Origin of the sequence: Serratia sp. NGAS9 (assembly GCF_009905295.1) — a bacterium.
In the GTDB taxonomy this organism is placed as follows: domain Bacteria; phylum Pseudomonadota; class Gammaproteobacteria; order Enterobacterales; family Enterobacteriaceae; genus Serratia; species Serratia bockelmannii.
Map to the genome: position 1 here is coordinate 748,236 of NZ_CP047605.1, position 17,977 is coordinate 766,212.

At 60.6% G+C, this 17,977-nt stretch carries 17 protein-coding genes; 13 read left to right on the forward strand and 4 right to left on the reverse strand.

What is annotated here, in order from left to right:
• The first annotated feature begins 2 nt into the window (after nt 1-2).
• The 9 genes from murD (at nt 3) to lpxC (ending at nt 10,418) form a co-directional block, all read left to right on the forward strand.
• Nucleotides 3-1,322, forward strand: a complete 1,320-nt coding sequence (gene murD / locus GUC32_RS03455; protein WP_369435558.1) for a UDP-N-acetylmuramoyl-L-alanine--D-glutamate ligase — start codon at nt 3-5, stop codon at nt 1,320-1,322.
• A complete protein-coding gene (gene ftsW, locus GUC32_RS03460; protein ID WP_025301570.1) occupies nt 1,319-2,521 on the forward strand; it encodes a cell division protein FtsW in 1,203 nt (400 codons plus the stop codon). The genes murD and ftsW overlap by 4 nt, the downstream gene beginning before the upstream one ends.
• A gap of 3 nt (nt 2,522-2,524) precedes the next feature.
• Nucleotides 2,525-3,589: an undecaprenyldiphospho-muramoylpentapeptide beta-N-acetylglucosaminyltransferase gene (murG, locus tag GUC32_RS03465; protein WP_004932773.1), complete on the forward strand. Its 1,065-nt coding sequence runs from the start codon at nt 2,525-2,527 to the stop codon at nt 3,587-3,589.
• An 84-nt stretch (nt 3,590-3,673) separates the two neighbouring features.
• A complete protein-coding gene (gene murC / locus GUC32_RS03470; RefSeq protein ID WP_025301571.1) occupies nt 3,674-5,149 on the forward strand; it encodes a UDP-N-acetylmuramate--L-alanine ligase in 1,476 nt (491 codons plus the stop codon).
• Entirely contained in the window at nt 5,142-6,062 is a 921-nt protein-coding gene (locus GUC32_RS03475) for a D-alanine--D-alanine ligase (RefSeq protein WP_127146503.1), read from the forward strand. The genes murC and GUC32_RS03475 overlap by 8 nt, the downstream gene beginning before the upstream one ends.
• Before the next feature lies 1 nt (nt 6,063).
• Complete coding sequence (ftsQ, locus tag GUC32_RS03480; protein WP_004932761.1) at nt 6,064-6,915, forward strand: cell division protein FtsQ; 852 nt, start codon at nt 6,064-6,066, stop codon at nt 6,913-6,915.
• The gene (gene ftsA, locus GUC32_RS03485) at nt 6,912-8,168 is read left to right on the forward strand and encodes a cell division protein FtsA (RefSeq protein WP_004932758.1); all 1,257 of its coding nucleotides are present in this window, start codon (nt 6,912-6,914) and stop codon (nt 8,166-8,168) included. Before ftsQ ends, ftsA begins: the two co-directional genes overlap by 4 nt.
• Nucleotides 8,169-8,242: 74 nt before the next feature.
• Nucleotides 8,243-9,397 carry a cell division protein FtsZ gene (gene ftsZ, locus GUC32_RS03490; RefSeq protein ID WP_004932757.1) on the forward strand — a complete coding sequence of 385 codons (1,155 nt, stop codon included), beginning with the start codon at nt 8,243-8,245 and terminating at the stop codon, nt 9,395-9,397.
• Nucleotides 9,398-9,500: 103 nt separating this feature from the next.
• A complete protein-coding gene (gene lpxC, locus GUC32_RS03495; protein ID WP_004932754.1) occupies nt 9,501-10,418 on the forward strand; it encodes a UDP-3-O-acyl-N-acetylglucosamine deacetylase in 918 nt (305 codons plus the stop codon).
• A 114-nt stretch (nt 10,419-10,532) separates the two neighbouring features.
• Here lpxC and GUC32_RS03500 read toward each other — a convergent pair whose 3' ends face one another.
• Nucleotides 10,533-11,048: a DUF721 domain-containing protein gene (locus GUC32_RS03500; protein ID WP_164064006.1), complete on the reverse strand. Its 516-nt coding sequence runs from the start codon at nt 11,046-11,048 to the stop codon at nt 10,533-10,535.
• Between the two features lie 26 nt (nt 11,049-11,074).
• Here GUC32_RS03500 and secM point away from each other — a divergent pair, with 26 nt between their 5' ends.
• From secM to mutT, 3 genes are all read left to right on the forward strand, one after another.
• On the forward strand, nt 11,075-11,605 hold the full coding sequence (secM, locus tag GUC32_RS03505; RefSeq protein WP_049204789.1) for a secA translation cis-regulator SecM: 531 nt from the start codon (nt 11,075-11,077) through the stop codon (nt 11,603-11,605).
• A gap of 82 nt (nt 11,606-11,687) precedes the next feature.
• Complete coding sequence (secA, locus tag GUC32_RS03510; RefSeq protein ID WP_369435559.1) at nt 11,688-14,396, forward strand: preprotein translocase subunit SecA; 2,709 nt, start codon at nt 11,688-11,690, stop codon at nt 14,394-14,396.
• An 80-nt stretch (nt 14,397-14,476) separates the two neighbouring features.
• Nucleotides 14,477-14,881, forward strand: coding sequence for an 8-oxo-dGTP diphosphatase MutT (gene mutT / locus GUC32_RS03515; RefSeq protein WP_049204788.1), 405 nt, complete (start codon nt 14,477-14,479; stop codon nt 14,879-14,881).
• A gap of 39 nt (nt 14,882-14,920) precedes the next feature.
• Here the strand turns inward: mutT and yacG are convergent, their stop codons facing one another.
• From yacG to coaE, 3 genes are read right to left on the reverse strand one after another with little or no spacing between them, the layout of a single operon-like run.
• Nucleotides 14,921-15,112: a DNA gyrase inhibitor YacG gene (gene yacG, locus GUC32_RS03520; RefSeq protein WP_025301578.1), complete on the reverse strand. Its 192-nt coding sequence runs from the start codon at nt 15,110-15,112 to the stop codon at nt 14,921-14,923.
• Nucleotides 15,113-15,163: 51 nt separating this feature from the next.
• Nucleotides 15,164-15,916 carry a cell division protein ZapD gene (gene zapD, locus GUC32_RS03525; protein WP_261464184.1) on the reverse strand — a complete coding sequence of 251 codons (753 nt, stop codon included), beginning with the start codon at nt 15,914-15,916 and terminating at the stop codon, nt 15,164-15,166.
• 5 nt (nt 15,917-15,921) lie between these two features.
• Nucleotides 15,922-16,536 (reverse strand): dephospho-CoA kinase, encoded by a 615-nt coding sequence (coaE, locus tag GUC32_RS03530; RefSeq protein WP_089180565.1) that lies wholly within the window; start codon nt 16,534-16,536, stop codon nt 15,922-15,924.
• 362 nt (nt 16,537-16,898) lie between these two features.
• Between coaE and GUC32_RS03535 the strand changes: the two genes are divergently transcribed.
• Complete coding sequence (locus tag GUC32_RS03535; protein WP_049204784.1) at nt 16,899-17,942, forward strand: GMP reductase; 1,044 nt, start codon at nt 16,899-16,901, stop codon at nt 17,940-17,942.
• Nucleotides 17,943-17,977: the final 35 nt, after the last annotated feature.

The window sequence follows — 17,977 nt, forward strand, 5'->3', positions numbered from 1 at the left end:
TCATGGCAGACTATCAGGGTAGAAAAGTCGTCATCATCGGGTTGGGCCTCACCGGCCTGTCCTGTGTCGATTTCTTCATGGCGCGCGGCGTGACGCCGCGCGTGATGGATACCCGTATCGCGCCGCCAGGGTTGGACAAACTGCCTGAAAGCGTGGAGCGCCATCTGGGCGATCTGAACCAGGACTGGCTGCTGGCGGCGGATCTGATCGTCGCCAGCCCGGGCGTCGCGCTGGCGACCCCGGCATTGAGCGCCGCGGCGGAAGCCGGCGTGGAAATCGTCGGCGACGTCGAACTGTTCTGCCGCGAGGCGCAGGCGCCGATCGTGGCGATTACCGGCTCCAACGGCAAGAGCACCGTCACCACCCTGGTGGGCGAGATGGCGAAAGCTGCCGGTTGGGCGGTGGGCGTGGGCGGCAATATCGGCCTGCCGGCGCTGAGCCTGTTGCGCCAGGAATGTCAGCTTTACGTGCTGGAGCTGTCCAGCTTCCAGCTGGAAACGACGTATAGCCTGCGGGCGGCGGCGGCGACCATCCTGAACGTGACCGAAGATCATATGGATCGCTATCCGTTCGGTCTGCAGCAGTATCGCGGTGCCAAGCTGCGCGTGTATGAAAACGCCGCGGTGTGCGTGGTGAACGCGGACGACGCGCTGACCATGCCGGTGCGCGGCGCCGACGAACGCTGTGTCAGCTTCGGCGCGGACGTAGGCGACTATCACTTGAACCGCCAGCAGGGGGAAACCTGGCTGCGGGTGCGCGGTGAGAAGGTGCTGAATACGCGCGAAATGAAGCTGACCGGCCGCCACAATTACACCAACGCCCTGGCGGCGCTGGCGTTGGCGGATGCGGTCAATATCCCGCGTGCGTCCAGCCTGAAGGCGCTGACCACCTTCACCGGCCTGGCACACCGCTTCCAGCTGGCCTGGGAGCACAACGGCGTGCGTTGGATCAACGATTCCAAAGCCACCAACGTCGGCAGCACCGAAGCGGCGCTGAACGGCCTGCAGGTGGACGGCACGCTGCATCTGCTGCTGGGCGGCGACGGCAAGTCCGCCGATTTCTCGCCGCTGGCGCGCTATCTGCAGGGCGACAACGTGCGTCTGTATTGTTTTGGCCGTGACTGCGCTCAGCTGGCACAGCTGCGGCCGGAAGTGGCGACGTTGACCGAGACCATGGAGCAGGCGATGCGCACCATCGCCGGCCGCGTACAGCCCGGCGATATGGTGCTGTTGTCGCCGGCCTGCGCCAGCCTCGATCAGTTCCGTAATTTTGAAGTGCGCGGCGATGAGTTCGCCCGCCTGGCGCAGGAGCTTGGCGGATGAAACTACGCTTGCCGAACTTCGGGCTGACAGAACGGCTGAAAGACTGGGTGACCGGCGCGCGCGACAACGACGCGGTCAACATGGTGCTGTACGATCGCACCCTGCTGTGGTTGACCTTCGGCTTGGCGATCATCGGCTTCGTGATGGTGACCTCGGCCTCGATGCCGATCGGCCAACGCCTGGCGGACGATCCGTTCCTGTTCGCCAAACGTGACGCGCTGTACCTCGGCCTGGCGTTCGGCCTGTCGCTGGTGACGCTGCGCATCCCGATGGAAATTTGGCAGCGCTACAGCAACGTGATGCTGCTGATGTCGATCGTGATGCTGCTGATCGTCCTGGTGGTGGGGAGCTCGGTAAACGGGGCCTCGCGTTGGATCGCACTCGGCCCGCTGCGTATTCAGCCCGCGGAGCTGTCCAAGCTGTCGCTGTTCTGCTACCTGGCGAGCTATCTGGTACGCAAGGTGGAAGAGGTGCGCAGCAACTTCTGGGGCTTCTGCAAGCCGATGGGCGTGATGGTGGTGCTGGCGGTGCTGCTGCTGGCGCAGCCGGATCTCGGCACCGTGGTGGTGCTGTTCATCACCACGCTGGCGATGCTGTTCCTGGCCGGCGCGAAAATGTGGCAGTTCCTGGCGATCATCGGCTCCGGCGTGTTCGCCGTGGTGCTGCTGATCATCGCGGAACCGTACCGTATGCGCCGCGTGACGTCGTTCTGGAACCCGTGGGCCGACCCGTTCGGCAGCGGCTACCAGCTGACCCAGTCGCTGATGGCGTTCGGCCGCGGCGAGTTCTGGGGGCAGGGGCTCGGCAACTCGGTGCAGAAACTGGAGTATTTGCCGGAAGCGCACACCGACTTCATCTTCTCCATTTTGGGTGAAGAACTGGGCTATATCGGTGTGGTTTTAGCCCTGTTAATGGTATTCTTCGTCGCTTTTCGCGCGATGTCCATCGGGCGCCGCGCGCTGGAGATCGACCAACGCTTCTCCGGCTTCCTGGCCTGCGCGATCGGCGTGTGGTTCAGCTTCCAGGCGCTGGTTAACGTCGGCGCCGCCGCGGGCATGTTGCCGACCAAAGGTCTGACGCTGCCGCTGATCAGTTACGGCGGCTCGAGCTTGCTGATTATGTCGACGGCGATCGTGCTGTTGCTGCGAATTGATTATGAAACGCGCCTGACCAAGGCTCAGGCGTTTGTGAAGAGGTAAGGGATGAGCGGGAAACCTAAGCGTTTAATGGTGATGGCAGGCGGTACCGGCGGGCACGTGTTCCCGGGGCTGGCGGTCGCGCATCATCTGATGGCGCAGGGCTGGCAGGTGCGCTGGCTCGGAACCGCAGACCGAATGGAAGCCGATCTGGTGCCGAAGCACGGGATCGAGATTGATTTTATCCGCATCTCTGGCCTGCGCGGCAAGGGCCTGAAGGCCCAGTTGACGGCGCCGCTGCGGATCTGGCAGGCGGTGCGGCAGGCGAAAGCCATCATGCGCAGTTATCAGCCGGATGTGGTGCTGGGGATGGGCGGTTACGTTTCCGGCCCCGGCGGCCTGGCGGCCTGGCAGTGCGGCATCCCGGTGGTGCTGCACGAGCAGAACGGCATCGCCGGCTTGACCAACCGCTGGCTGGCGCGCATCGCCGCCAAAGTGATGCAGGCCTTCCCCGGCGCGTTCCCGAACGCCGAGGTGGTGGGCAACCCGGTGCGTACCGACGTGTTGGCGCTGCCACTGCCGGCAGAGCGGTTGCAAGGGCGCGAAGGCCCGATCCGCGTGCTGGTGATTGGCGGAAGTCAGGGCGCCCGCGTGCTGAATCAGACAGTTCCTGAAGTCGCGGCGCGTTTGGGCGATAGAATTACGCTCTGGCATCAGGTTGGCAAGGGCGCGCTGGAAACGGTGCTGCGCGACTACGAAAGGGTAGGGCAGACGCAGCACAAAGTGACCGAGTTCATCGACGACATGGCCGCCGCCTATGCCTGGGCCGACGTGGTGGTCTGCCGCTCCGGCGCGTTGACCGTCAGTGAAATCGCGGCGGCGGGGCTGCCGGCGATCTTCGTGCCGTTCATGCACAAGGATCGTCAGCAGTACTGGAACGCACGCCCGCTGGAAGAAGCCGGCGCAGCGAAGATTATCGAACAGCCGCAGTTTAACGCCGATGTGGTGGCCGAACTGCTGGCGAGTTGGGATCGCAAGACGCTGCTGGCCATGGCCGAGAAAGCGCGTGCGGTCGCAATTCCGGATGCCACCGAGCGCGTGGCGGCGGAGCTGGTGCGGCTCGCCAAGTAACGAGTGCAGGGGTTCGGCGCGCCGAACCTGAATAAAAGCAATGTGATGTAGGGCCGGGGTACCGGATCCGGATTAGAGAGAGTGATGAATACACAACAACTGGCGAAACTACGTACTATCGTGCCCGAGATGCGTCGCGTCCGGCACATTCACTTTGTCGGCATCGGTGGTGCCGGCATGGGTGGTATCGCCGAAGTGTTGGCAAACGAAGGGTATCAGATCAGCGGCTCCGACCTGGCGCCGAATCCGGTCACCCAACAGTTGAGCGCGCTCGGGGCGACGATTTATTTCAATCACCGTCCGGAAAACGTGCTGGATGCGAGCGTGGTGGTGGTGTCTACCGCCATCTCCGCCGACAACCCGGAGATCGTCGCCGCTCGTGAAGCGCGCATCCCGGTGATCCGCCGCGCTGAAATGCTGGCGGAGCTGATGCGTTTTCGCCACGGTATCGCTATCGCCGGCACGCACGGCAAAACCACCACCACGGCGATGGTCTCGAGCATTTACGCCGAAGCCCGCCTGGACCCGACCTTCGTCAATGGCGGGCTGGTGAAGGCGGCGGGGACCCACGCACGACTGGGGTCCAGCCGTTATCTGATCGCGGAAGCGGATGAGAGCGATGCGTCGTTCCTGCATCTGCAGCCGATGGTGGCCGTGGTCACCAACATCGAAGCCGACCACATGGACACCTACCAGGGCGACTTCGAGAACCTGAAGCAGACGTTTATCAATTTCTTGCACAACCTGCCGTTCTACGGCCGCGCGGTAATGTGCATCGACGATCCGGTGGTGCGCGAGCTGTTGCCGCGCGTGGGTCGCCATATCACCACCTACGGCTTCAGTGAAGATGCCGACGTGCGCATCGAAGACTACCGGCAGATTGGGCCGCAGGGGCACTTTACCCTGAGCCGTCAGGACAAACCGTTGCTGACGGTGACGCTGAACGCGCCGGGCCGCCACAATGCGTTGAACGCAGCGGCGGCGGTGGCGGTAGCGACCGAAGAAGGCATCGACGACGAAGATATCCTGCGCGCGCTGGCGGGCTTCCAGGGCACTGGGCGCCGCTTCGATTTCCTCGGTGAGTTCCCGCTGGAGCCGGTCAACGGCAAAGCGGGCAGTGCGATGCTGGTGGACGATTACGGCCACCATCCGACCGAAGTGGACGCCACGCTGAAAGCGGCGCGCGCCGGCTGGCCGGACAAGCGTCTGGTGATGATCTTCCAGCCGCACCGCTACACGCGTACTCGCGATCTGTACGACGATTTCGCCAACGTGCTGTCGCAGGTGGATGTGCTGCTGATGCTCGACGTGTACGCCGCCGGCGAAGCGCCGATCCCGGGCGCGGACAGCCGCTCGCTGTGCCGCACCATCCGCAGCCGCGGCAAGCTGGATCCGATCCTGGTTTCTGATGCCGATACCGTGCCGGAAACGCTGGCGCAGCTGCTGCAGGATGAAGACTTGGTGCTGGTGCAAGGCGCCGGCAACGTGGGCAAAATCGCCCGTAAACTGGCCGAGCTGAAGCTGCAGCCGCCGAAGAAAGAGGAGGAGCACCATGGCTGATAAAGTTGCAGTTCTGCTGGGCGGCACCTCCGCTGAACGTGACGTTTCTCTGCAGTCCGGCGCCGCGGTGCTGGCCGGGTTGCGCGAAGCCGGCATCGATGCGCACGGCGTCGATACCCGCGATTTCCCGGTGACCCAGCTGAAAGATCAAGGGTTCACCAAAGTGTTTATCGCGCTGCACGGCCGCGGCGGCGAGGACGGCACCCTGCAGGGGCTGCTGGAGTTCCTCGAGCTGCCTTATACCGGCAGCGGCGTGATGGCCTCGGCGCTGACCATGGACAAATGGCGCACCAAGATGGTGTGGCAGTCGATGGGCTTGCCGGTGGCGCCTTACGTGGCGCTGAATCGCCAGCTGTATCTCGGCGCCGAAAAAGCGGCGCTGCTGGCGCGCGTGGCGGATCTCGGCCTGCCGCTGATCGTCAAGCCGAGCCGTGAAGGCTCCAGCGTCGGCATGAGCAAGGTCACCGAGAGCGCTGCGTTGGAAGCCGCGCTGGAAGAAGCCTTCCGCCATGACGACGATGTGCTGGTGGAGAAGTGGCTGAGCGGCCCGGAATACACGGTGGCAATGCTGGGCGACCAGGTGCTGCCGTCGATCCGCATCCAGCCGGCCGGTGTGTTTTACGACTACCAGGCCAAGTACATTTCGGACGACACGCAGTACTTCTGCCCGAGCGGTTTGAGCGCCGAGCAGGAAGCCGAGATGGCGGCATTGGCGCTGCGCGCCTACCGCGGTCTGGACTGCAGCGGCTGGGGCCGCGTCGACGTGATGCAAGACAGCGATGGCAGCTTCTATCTGCTTGAGGTGAACACCTCTCCGGGCATGACCAGTCATAGCCTGGTGCCGATGGCAGCGCGCCAGTTTGGATTAAGCTTCTCGCAGCTAGTGGCGAGAATTTTGGAGTTGGCCGACTGATATGTCGCAAGCTGCCCTGAATGCGCGCGATCGCGAGGTGGATAACGGCCCGCGCCGCAGCAATGGAACCCAGTTGGCGGGAATGATTTTCCTGCTGATGGTGTTGGGAACGGTCGTGTGGAGCGGTTGGGCGGTGCTTGGCTGGATGAAAGACGCCAGCCGCCTGCCGCTCTCAAGGCTGGTGGTGACCGGCGAACGCCACTACACCACCAACGATGATATTCGTCAGGCGATCCTGGCGCTGGGCGCCCCCGGCACCTTTATGACGCAGGATGTGGACGTCATCCAGCAGCAGATCGAACGTCTGCCGTGGATCAAGCAGGCCAGCGTGCGCAAACAATGGCCGGATGAGCTGAAGATCCATCTGGTGGAGTACGTCCCGGTGGCGCGCTGGAACGATTTGCACATGGTGGACGCCGAGGGCAAAGCGTTCAGCGTGCCGGCGGAGCGGGCGGGTAAGCAGAAGTTGCCGCTGCTCTACGGGCCGGAAGGGAGCGAGCAGGATGTGCTGGAGGGCTATCGGGCGATGAGCGCCACGTTGGCGGCCAGCAAATATACGCTGAAAATGGCGGCGATGACCGCGCGCCATTCCTGGCAGCTGGCGCTGGACAACGATGTCCGGCTTGAGCTGGGGCGCGATGACCGCAATGGGCGTTTGCAGCGGTTTATCGAGCTTTACCCGGTATTGCAGCAGCAGGGCCAGGCGGAGAGCAAGCGTGTCAGCTATGTCGATCTGCGCTACGAGTCCGGCGCTTCGGTAGGGTGGGCTCCGGTGTTGGTCGATCCGCAGGCGCTTGGCGGTCAGCAAAACAGTAATCAGCAACAGAATCAGGCACAGGCAAAACAACAATGATCAAGTCGACGGACAGAAAACTGGTAGTTGGACTGGAGATCGGTACTGCAAAAGTCTCCGCGTTGGTAGGGGAAGTTCTGCCCGATGGCATGGTCAACATTATCGGGGTGGGCAGCTGCCCGTCTCGCGGCATGGATAAGGGTGGCGTAAACGACCTGGAGTCGGTGGTGAAGTGCGTACAACGCGCCATCGATCAGGCCGAGCTGATGGCGGACTGCCAGATCTCGTCGGTGTATCTGGCGCTGTCGGGCAAGCACATCAGCTGCCAGAACGAAATCGGCATGGTGCCGATCTCGGAAGAGGAAGTGACGCAGGACGACGTGGAGAACGTGGTGCACACCGCCAAATCGGTGCGCGTGCGCGACGAACACCGCATTCTGCACGTGATTCCTCAGGAATACGCCATCGATTATCAGGAAGGCATCAAAAACCCGGTTGGGCTGTCCGGCGTGCGCATGCAGGCCAAGGTGCATCTGATTACCTGCCATAACGATATGGCGAAGAACATCGTCAAGGCCGTGGAACGTTGCGGCTTGAAAGTTGACCAACTTATTTTCGCCGGTCTGGCCGCGAGCTACGCGGTGCTGACCGAAGATGAACGCGAACTCGGCGTTTGCGTGGTGGATATCGGCGGCGGCACCATGGATATGGCGGTGTACACCGGCGGTGCGCTGCGCCACACCAAAGTGATCCCTTACGCCGGGAACGTGGTCACCAGCGATATCGCTTACGCCTTCGGCACGCCGCCGACCGACGCGGAAGCGATTAAAGTTCGACACGGTTGTGCGCTTGGGTCGATTGTTAGCAAGGATGAGAATGTAGAGGTGCCTAGCGTCGGGGGACGTCCTCCGCGCAGTCTGCAAAGACAGACGCTGGCTGAAGTCATTGAGCCACGCTACACCGAACTGTTGAATCTGGTTAACGATGAAATTTTGCAATTGCAGGAGCAACTGCGTCAGCAAGGGGTGAAGCATCATCTGGCGGCAGGTATCGTGCTGACCGGTGGCGCCGCCCAGATTGATGGCCTGGCAGCCTGTGCGCAACGGGTGTTCCACACCCAGGTACGCATCGGCCAACCCTTGAACATCACGGGTCTGACGGATTATGCGCAGGAGCCTTACTACTCGACGGCGGTAGGTCTGCTGCACTATGGAAAAGAGTCTCACCTGAGCGGTGAGACAGAAGTAGAAAAACGCGCCTCGGTGGGCAATTGGTTTAAACGCATCAATAGCTGGCTGAGAAAAGAGTTTTAATGTTTCAACAAAGAGATCATGCTGAGTAATCTTTTTATGATCTCGCAGCGACAGGCACAAAACGGAGAGAAACTATGTTTGAACCAATGGAACTAACCAATGACGCGGTGATTAAAGTCATCGGCGTCGGCGGCGGCGGTGGCAACGCCGTTGAACACATGGTGCGCGAGCGCATCGAAGGTGTTGAATTCTTCGCTGTGAACACGGACGCCCAGGCGCTCCGCAAAACGGCGGTTGGCCAAACCATCCAGATTGGTAGCGGTATTACCAAAGGTCTGGGTGCGGGCGCGAACCCTGAAGTGGGTCGCAATTCAGCGGAAGAAGACCGCGAAGCCCTGCGCGCAGCGCTGGACGGCGCAGACATGGTCTTCATCGCAGCCGGCATGGGCGGCGGTACCGGTACCGGTGCAGCGCCAGTGGTGGCTGAAGTGGCTAAAGATTTGGGTATTCTGACCGTGGCCGTGGTGACCAAGCCTTTCAACTTCGAAGGCAAGAAGCGCATGGCATTCGCGGAGCAGGGTATCGCTGAGCTGTCCAAACACGTGGACTCGCTGATCACTATCCCGAACGACAAGCTGTTGAAAGTTCTGGGTCGCGGCATTTCCCTGCTGGACGCGTTCGGCGCGGCCAACGACGTGCTGAAAGGCGCGGTGCAGGGTATCGCCGAGCTGATCACCCGTCCGGGCCTGATGAACGTCGACTTCGCCGACGTGCGCACCGTGATGTCCGAAATGGGCTACGCGATGATGGGTTCCGGCGTGGCTTGCGGTGAAGACCGCGCCGAAGAAGCGGCCGAAATGGCGATCTCCAGCCCACTGCTGGAAGACATCGACCTGTCCGGCGCGCGCGGCGTGTTGGTCAACATTACCGCTGGCTTCGACCTGCGTCTGGATGAGTTCGAAACCGTGGGTAACACCATCCGCGCGTTCGCTTCCGACAACGCTACCGTGGTTATCGGTACCTCGCTGGATCCAGAAATGAACGACGAACTGCGCGTAACCGTGGTTGCAACCGGTATCGGTATGGACAAGCGTCCTGAAATCACCCTGGTGACCAATAAGCAGGCCAGCCAGCCGGTGATGGATCACCGTTATCAGCAGCACGGCATGTCGCCTCTGCCGCAGGAAGTGAAACCTGCCGCGAAGGTGGTCAACGACCAAGCTGCGCAGCCGAATAAAGAGCCCGACTATCTTGATATTCCAGCCTTCCTGCGTAAGCAGGCAGACTAAGAATATCCTGAGAATTTGGAATCTCCGCTCTTTGTGCTAAACTGTCCCGCCAGCCATGCTGTATGCTTGGCTGGTAGGATGGATAACATTGCGAGATAAAACGATGATCAAACAAAGGACATTAAAACGTATTGTTCAGGCGACTGGCGTCGGTTTGCATACCGGCAAGAAAGTCACGCTGACAATGCGCCCAGCGCCGGCTAATACCGGGGTCATCTATCGTCGCACTGACTTGAATCCACCGGTTGATTTTCCGGCTGATGCAAAATCCGTGCGTGATACCATGCTCTGTACTTGCCTGGTGAATGAGCATGACGTGCGTATTTCGACCGTTGAGCACCTCAACGCCGCGCTGGCTGGGCTGGGCATCGACAACATCGTCATTGAAGTCGACGCCGCTGAAATCCCAATCATGGACGGCAGCGCCAGTCCGTTCGTGTTCTTGCTGCTGGATGCCGGCATCGAAGAACTGAACTCGGCGAAGAAATTCCTGCGTCTGAAAGAGACTGTGCGTGTTGAAGATGGCGATAAATGGGCCGAGTTGTCCCCGCATAACGGGTTCCGCCTGGACTTCACCATTGACTTCAACCACCCGGCTATCGACGCCAGCTCTCAGCGCTATCGCCTTGATTTCTCGGCTGAGTCGTTCGTGCGTCAAATCAGCCGCGCGCGCACCTTCGGGTTTATGCGTGACATCGAATACCTGCAGTCCCGTGGCCTGGCCCTGGGCGGCAGCTTCGATTGCGCCATCGTGGTAGATGATTACCGCGTGCTGAACGAAGACGGTCTGCGTTTCGAAGACGAATTCGTACGTCACAAAATGCTGGACGCCATCGGCGACCTGTTCATGTGCGGCCACAACATCATTGGCGCGTTCACCGCGTTCAAGTCTGGCCACGCGCTGAACAACAAACTGCTGCAGGCCGTGTTGGCCAAGCAGGAAGCGTGGGAATACGTGACCTTCCAGGACGAAGCCGAAATGCCATTGGCATTCAAGGCACCGTCTACCGTATTGGCGTAAGGTCTGAATTCCTCGCCTGCGAATAACGGCAGGCGCATCCCCTGAGAGCCTGAGAATTCAGGCTCGCGATGGTGTGATGCCGGCTGTCGGGTGTTTTGCAGTTCGTGTCGCTGATTACTTATCACGACTGGTTGTGTTGGTACCCTCTCCGGCCAATGCAGCCAGCCGTTCCAATATCTTGCGCAGCTTTTCCGGGCTACGGCTCGCCAATCCTCTCAGTTCCTTCGCACTTTCCAGACTCAAATGTCGCATTGGCACGGGTTTTTCAGGCGCTTTTTCGGCGTTTTGCACCTGGTTGCTGCCTTTCGCCATCAAGGCCGGATTAATCCTGATGTCGATCGACGACAATGATGGTAGAATTTGCGCTCGTAGTGCAGACAGCAAAGCGGGTTGTTCGTAGCGCAAGCGCATCATCCAACTGGCATTTGCCGTTTCGAGCACTAAAATACCCTGTCGGAAATTCGCGACGCGGCACCAGGGATGCAGGGGAGCGGGCAACAGGCCCTTCACTGCACGGTTAAGCTTGAGCAGCGCCACCGCGCGTTGCTGGACGTTTTGCAGCGTCCCTTTGCTGCCGGCAGACGCGTCGTCGAACAGGACATCTAATAATTGTGGACGGCTATCGCGCATAATGGGCTCCGGCGGATTATAAACTCGTGATCGGTATTCTAAATCGTTGGCGACAATTTGGCAGACGTTATTTCTGGCCCCATCTCCTGTTAGGGATGGTTGCGGCCACGCTTGGCGCACCTTCCAATTTGTCCGGCGCCCCCGATCAGGCCGCACTGCCGAGCACATCGTCCAGCCTTAACCGGCAAAATTCGGCCAACGGCACCTTCAACAGCCTGGCCCTGCTGCAGGACGCACATCGCCGTCCTACCTTCAGCGTAGATTATTGGCAGCAACATGCGCTGCGCACCGTCATTCGTCACCTCTCTTTCGCGCTGGCGCCGCAGGCGGTTTATGCGCGGGTGCAGGAGAGCGAAGCCGAAGCGGAACCCCCTTTGCAAGTGGCGCAACTGGCGCTGCTTTCTACTCTCAACGCGCTGCTGACGCACGAGCCGAAGCCGCCGACCATCATTCGTCACACCCACCTTGAGGTGTTGCCAACGCTGGCACGGCATCAGACCGGCTTGTGGGTGGCGCAGGTGCAAGGCATTCGTGCCGGGCCCGCCGCACTCGTCTGACTTCGCCCTTCGGGCACAAAAACCATAAATAATAGCAAGTTGACTGCCGTGCTCGGCCGTCATGACAGAGATATCAAACATCATGTTAGTGAAATTATTAACCAAAGTTTTTGGCAGCCGTAACGATCGTACCCTGCGCCGCATGCGCAAAGTGGTTGAGCAGATCAACCGCATGGAACCGGACATGGAAAAACTGTCCGATGACGAGCTGAAAGCGAAAACCAACGAGTTCCGCGCGCGCCTGGAGAAGGGCGAGTCGCTGGACAGCCTGATCCCTGAGGCCTTCGCCGTGGTGCGTGAGGCGAGCAAGCGCGTGTTCGGCATGCGTCACTTCGACGTGCAGCTGCTGGGCGGTATGGTGCTGAACGATCGCTGTATCGCCGAGATGCGCACCGGTGAAGGTAAAACCCTGACCGCGACGCTGCCGGCTTATCTGAACGCCCTGAGCGGCCGCGGCGTGCACGTCGTGACCGTCAACGACTATCTGGCGCAGCGTGACGCCGAAAACAACCGTCCGTTGTTCGAGTTCCTCGGCCTGAGCATCGGTATCAACCTGCCGGGCATGCCGGCGCCGGCCAAGCGTGAAGCTTACGCCGCCGACATCACCTACGGTACCAACAACGAATACGGCTTCGACTACCTGCGCGACAACATGGCGTTCAGCCCGGAAGAGCGCGTGCAGCGCAAACTGCACTATGCGCTGGTGGATGAGGTGGACTCCATCCTGATCGATGAAGCGCGTACGCCGCTGATCATCTCCGGCCCGGCAGAAGACAGCTCCGAGATGTACATCAAGGTCAACAAGCTGATCCCTAAACTGATCCGCCAGGAAAAAGAAGACTCCGACACCTTCAAGGGTGAAGGGCACTTCTCGGTGGATGAGAAGGCGCGTCAGGTCCACCTGACCGAACGCGGCCTGATCCTGATCGAAGAGATGCTGGTGGAAGCTGGCATCATGGATGAAGGCGAATCGCTGTACTCGCCGACCAACATCATGCTGATGCACCACGTTACCGCCGCGCTGCGTGCCCACGTGCTGTTTACCCGCGACGTGGACTACATCGTGAAAGACGGCGAAGTGATCATCGTCGATGAGCACACCGGCCGTACCATGCAGGGCCGCCGCTGGTCCGACGGTTTGCACCAGGCGGTGGAAGCCAAAGAAGGCGTGGAGATCCAGAACGAGAACCAGACGCTGGCTTCGATTACCTTCCAGAACTACTTCCGTCTGTACGAGAAGCTGGCCGGGATGACCGGTACCGCCGATACCGAAGCCTTCGAATTCAGCTCGATCTACAAGCTGGACACCATCGTGGTGCCAACCAACCGTCCGATGATCCGTAAGGATATGCCGGATCTGGTGTACATGACCGAGAAAGAGAAGATCGGTGCCATCATCGAAGACATCCGCGAGCGTACCGCCAAAGGCCAGCCGGTGCTGGTGGGTACCATCTCAATCGAGAAATCCGAAGTGGTTTCCCATGAGCTGACCAAAGCGGGTATCGAGCACAAGGTGCTGAACGCCAAATTCCACGCCATGGAGGCGGACATCGTTGCCCAGGCGGGTCAGAGCGGTGCGGTGACCATCGCCACCAACATGGCGGGCCGTGGTACCGATATCGTGCTGGGCGGCAGCTGGCAGGCCGAAGTGGCGCTGCTGGAAGAACCGACCGAAGAGCAAATTGAAGCCATCAAAGCCGCCTGGAAAGTGCGCCACGACGCGGTGCTGGCGGCGGGCGGCCTGCATATCATCGGCACCGAGCGCCATGAATCGCGCCGTATCGATAACCAGCTGCGCGGCCGTTCCGGTCGTCAGGGCGACGCCGGTTCATCCCGCTTCTACCTGTCGATGGAAGATGCCCTGATGCGTATCTTCGCCTCGGATCGCGTGTCTGGCATGATGCGTAAACTGGGTATGAAAGAAGGCGAGGCGATTGAGCACCCGTGGGTGACCAAGGCGATTGCCAACGCTCAGCGCAAGGTGGAGAGCCGTAACTTCGATATCCGTAAGCAACTGCTGGAATACGACGATGTCGCCAACGATCAGCGCCGCGCTATCTACAGCCAGCGTAACGAATTGCTGGACGTGTCCGACGTGAGCGAAACCATCGCCAGCATCCGCGAGGACGTGTTCAAGAGCACCATCGACAACTACATCACGCCGCAGTCGCTGGAAGAAGAGTGGGACATTCAGGGGCTGGAAGAGCGCCTGAAGAACGACTTCGATCTGGAGATGCCAATTGCCCAGTGGCTGGACAAAGAGCCGGAGCTGCACGAAGAGACGCTGCGCGAACGTATTCTGGAGAACGCCAAAGAGCAGTACCTGCGTAAGGAAGACGTGGTCGGCAGCGAAATGATGCGCAACTTCGAGAAGGGCGTGATGCTGCAGACGCTGGATTCCCTGTGGAAAGAGCACCTGGCGGCGATGGACTACCTGCGTCAGGGCATCCACCTGCGCGGCTATGCGCAGAAGGATCCGAAGCAGGAGTACAAGCGCGAATCCTTCAACATGTTCGCCACCATGCTGGAATCGCTGAAATATGAAGTGATCAGCGTGCTGAGCAAGGTTCAGGTGCGGATGCCGGAAGAAGTGGAAGCGCTGGAACAGCAGCGCCGTGAAGAGGCTGAGCGCCTGGCGCAGCAGCAACAGCTGAGCCACCACGACGAGAACGCGCTGGTGACCGAAGATCCGAACGCGCCGACCACCGCCGAGCGCAAAGTGGGCCGCAACGATCCTTGCCCATGCGGTTCCGGCAAGAAATACAAGCAGTGCCACGGCCGCCTGCAGTAATGCCGGCTGCGGTTAACCGATAACACCCAGGGGTTCAGCTTGCTGAGCCCCTGTTTTTTGGCACCCATCAGGAGGGTGAGATGAAACATCTGAATATCGCCGTGGGCATCATCCGCAATGCTCAACGGGAGATCTTTATTACCCGCCGCGCCGCTGACACGCACATGGCCGGATTTTGGGAGTTTCCCGGCGGCAAGATCGAACCGGGTGAGACGCCGGAACAGGCCCTGAGCCGCGAGTTGCACGAAGAGACCGGTATCGAAGCCGAGCGGGCCGAACTGTTGGAGGTGGTGGAACATCGTTTCAGCGATCGCATCGTGACACTGAATTTTTATCTGGTGGAGCGTTGGGCGGGCGAGCCGTTTGGCCGTGAGGGGCAGCCGATGCGCTGGGTAAAACAGGCCGATCTGCGTGAAGACGAGTTCCCGGAAGCCAACGTCGGCATTATTCAACTGCTGGTAGCGCAGGCAAACGCCGCGCAATAACAAGATTGGCCTGGCGTCCGCCAGGCCTTCAACCGGCGACTAGCGGTCGTCGAGTTCGCTCCAGTCTTCGCTTTCCGACAGATCGCTGTTGCTCGGAATGCGCTTCTCTTCATCGGCCCACTCGCCAAGATCAATCAGCTGGCAGCGCTTGCTGCAAAACGGCCGGAACGGGCTGACTTCACCCCAAACCACGCCGGTGCCACAGGTTGGGCATTTCACTACGGTCGTCATAACGGTTCCTTACGCCTTCTGTCAGTGCTGAGAAGGCTTGCTTTCATGAGTTCAACAACAGGCCAGTTCGAACGTCAGGCGTTCAGGCACCACGCCATTTTCGCTGTCCAGCGGCAGGAAACGAATGGCATAACGCGTCTTGTGGCCAGAAATCTGCGGATAAAGCTGCGGCGCCAGATGGAGGCGCAGGCGTAGCAGATCCGCCCCTTCGGCGTTGTCCTGGAAAAAGCCGTTCAGGCTGATTTGATTGCGGAACGGCCCCGACTGACGGATCAGATCCAGCACCATGATCAGCGCCTGGTTCAGCGGATCCAACGACTGCAGCCAGGCGGCGACGTCGGCGTCGCGATCCTGCTGCGGCGCGTGCATCCACATGTGCAGGGTTGGCAGATCGAAGCTGCAGCAGCCGCCGGGAATGTTCAGCCGCTGGCGCACCAGGCCGATCAGCCGGTCTTCACGCAGCGCCTGACCGAGGCGCGGCGCCGCCATCAGCGCCGATGAGCGCGACTTCAACTGGCCGCGCAGCTGATCGATCAGCGCCATATCCACGCCCGGCACATCGGCCCAGGCCAACAGTTTTTGCTGCTGGCGCTCCAGCTCTTTGAGCAGTTCGGTGCGCACTTCGCCGCGCTCCAGCACGTCCAGCAGGTCGGAGATGGTGCGAAAGAAGGTAAGGGCGATGGCGGTTTCGCTCAGGGCGCGCTGCCCGTGCAGCTGTTGCAGCAGAAATTCGATGCGCAGCCAGGTGCGCATTTTTTCGTTAAGCGGGTGTTCAAAGAGAACGGTTGGGGAAACATCACTCATGCAGTTTAATCCTGTTGGGGCGCTGTTGCCGCCAGTTCAAGGTAGCGACGATGCAGTGCGGCGACCTGTGGCTCTATCCCCTGAGCGGCGCCGCTGTTGTCAATAATGTCATCCGCCACGGCGAGGCGCTGCTGGCGCGTGGCCTGGGCGGCGAGAATGCTCTGCGCTTGCTCGCGGCTGACGCCGTCGCGCGCGATGGTGCGAGCCAACTGGGTCTCAGCGTCGACGTCGATCACCAGCACCCGATCGGCGCGATCCTGCAGGCGGTTTTCCACCAGCAGCGGCACCACCCACAGTGCGTACGGGCTGGCAGCCTGCGCCAGTTGGCGTTGGGTCTCGCGGTGTATCAGCGGATGCAGTAGTTGGTTCAGCCAGGTTTTGTCATCGGGGTGGCTGAAGATGCGCTGACGTAGCGCAGCGCGGTTGAGCGCGCCGTCCGGCAGCAACATTTCATTACCAAATTGTTCGGCGATCGCGGCCAACGCAGGGGTGCCCGGCTCGACGACCTGACGGGCGATCACGTCGGCATCGACAAGGGTTGCGCCGTGGCGCGCAAAGGCGTTCGCGACGGTCGTCTTGCCGCTGCCTATCCCCCCGGTCAACGCAACAATGTAGGCCATGGTGTTAGGTGCATCCGATGTTCATAAAAAAATAATAGACGAATCATAAAGCGATCGCGCAGAAGTGCAAGTCGGCAGGCGGCGCTTGCGCGTCGGCCCCGTTCGGGCGGCGAGAAAAAGCGCAGCGGCACGGCAAAAATGAGCGGGTAATCACACTGCGATTATGCAGGTAAATTTGTCGGATTGTAGCGTAAATAAAGGCGAATTCGCAGTCTTGTTCGGCGATTATTAGCGCGTATTATAACGTCACTGGAACTGGCATTAATCTCGCCGCCGTCTTTTTGCGCCACTGGAAAGCCGTCGGGCAGAGGTTCGAACATCCTCCTTGCGATCCGTCGCCATTAACCAGGAAATCATAAGTCATGCGTATTGAAGAAGATTTGAAGTTGGGTTTTAAAGACGTGTTGATCCGCCCTAAGCGCTCCACGCTGAAAAGCCGTTCCGAGGTTGAACTGGAACGTCAGTTTACCTTCAAGCATTCAGGTTGCAGCTGGTCCGGCGTGCCGATTATCGCCGCCAACATGGACACAGTGGGTACCTTCCGCATGGCCGAGGCCCTGGCTTCTTTCGATGTTCTCACCGCCGTACACAAACATTACAGCGTCGAGCAATGGGCTGATTTCGTGCAGCGCATGCCGGAATCGGTGCTGCGCCACGTGATGGTGTCCACCGGCACTTCCGAAGCCGACTTCACCAAAATGCAGCAGATCCTGGCCCTGTCTCCGGCGCTGAAATTCATCTGTATCGACGTGGCCAACGGCTACTCTGAACACTTCGTCGCCTTCCTGCAGAAAGCGCGCGAAGCCTGCCCGAATCACGTGATCTGCGCCGGCAACGTAGTGACCGGCGAGATGGTGGAAGAGTTGATCCTCTCCGGCGCCGACATCGTTAAAGTCGGCATTGGCCCGGGGTCGGTATGCACCACCCGCGTGAAAACCGGCGTGGGCTATCCGCAGCTGTCGGCGGTAATCGAATGCGCCGATGCGGCCCACGGGCTGGGCGGCCAAATCGTCAGCGACGGCGGCTGCTCGGTGCCGGGCGATGTCGCCAAAGCCTTCGGCGGCGGCGCGGACTTCGTGATGCTGGGCGGCATGCTGGCCGGCCACGACGAGTGTGAAGGCACCGTGGTGGAAGAGAACGGCGAGAAGTTCATGCTGTTCTACGGCATGAGCTCCGAGTCGGCGATGAAGCGCCACGTCGGCGGCGTCGCGGAGTATCGCGCGGCCGAAGGGAAAACCGTCAAGCTGCCGCTGCGCGGCGAGGTGGAGTTTACCGTGCGCGATATCCTCGGCGGCCTGCGTTCCGCCTGTACCTACGTCGGTGCAGAGCGCCTGAAAGAGCTGACCAAGCGTACCACCTTTATCCGCGTGGCAGAGCAGGAAAACCGCGTCTTCGGCAGCAAATAAGCCACAGCTTGCATTCGGGCGCAGCACACCGCGGC

Bases quoted from the DNA above. Each gene is read 5' to 3' on its own strand.
- murD (WP_369435558.1), top strand. From the start codon at position 3: ATGGCAGACTATCAGGGTAGAAAAGTCGTCATCATCGGGTTGGGCCTC.
- ftsW (WP_025301570.1), top strand. From the start codon at position 1,319: ATGAAACTACGCTTGCCGAACTTCGGGCTGACAGAACGGCTGAAAGAC.
- murG (WP_004932773.1), top strand. From the start codon at position 2,525: ATGAGCGGGAAACCTAAGCGTTTAATGGTGATGGCAGGCGGTACCGGC.
- murC (WP_025301571.1), top strand. From the start codon at position 3,674: ATGAATACACAACAACTGGCGAAACTACGTACTATCGTGCCCGAGATG.
- GUC32_RS03475 (WP_127146503.1), top strand. From the start codon at position 5,142: ATGGCTGATAAAGTTGCAGTTCTGCTGGGCGGCACCTCCGCTGAACGT.
- ftsQ (WP_004932761.1), top strand. From the start codon at position 6,064: ATGTCGCAAGCTGCCCTGAATGCGCGCGATCGCGAGGTGGATAACGGC.
- ftsA (WP_004932758.1), top strand. From the start codon at position 6,912: ATGATCAAGTCGACGGACAGAAAACTGGTAGTTGGACTGGAGATCGGT.
- ftsZ (WP_004932757.1), top strand. From the start codon at position 8,243: ATGTTTGAACCAATGGAACTAACCAATGACGCGGTGATTAAAGTCATC.
- lpxC (WP_004932754.1), top strand. From the start codon at position 9,501: ATGATCAAACAAAGGACATTAAAACGTATTGTTCAGGCGACTGGCGTC.
- GUC32_RS03500 (WP_164064006.1), bottom strand. From the start codon at position 11,048: ATGCGCGATAGCCGTCCACAATTATTAGATGTCCTGTTCGACGACGCG.
- secA (WP_369435559.1), top strand. From the start codon at position 11,688: ATGTTAGTGAAATTATTAACCAAAGTTTTTGGCAGCCGTAACGATCGT.
- mutT (WP_049204788.1), top strand. From the start codon at position 14,477: ATGAAACATCTGAATATCGCCGTGGGCATCATCCGCAATGCTCAACGG.
- yacG (WP_025301578.1), bottom strand. From the start codon at position 15,112: ATGACGACCGTAGTGAAATGCCCAACCTGTGGCACCGGCGTGGTTTGG.
- zapD (WP_261464184.1), bottom strand. From the start codon at position 15,916: ATGAGTGATGTTTCCCCAACCGTTCTCTTTGAACACCCGCTTAACGAA.
- coaE (WP_089180565.1), bottom strand. From the start codon at position 16,536: ATGGCCTACATTGTTGCGTTGACCGGGGGGATAGGCAGCGGCAAGACG.
- GUC32_RS03535 (WP_049204784.1), top strand. From the start codon at position 16,899: ATGCGTATTGAAGAAGATTTGAAGTTGGGTTTTAAAGACGTGTTGATC.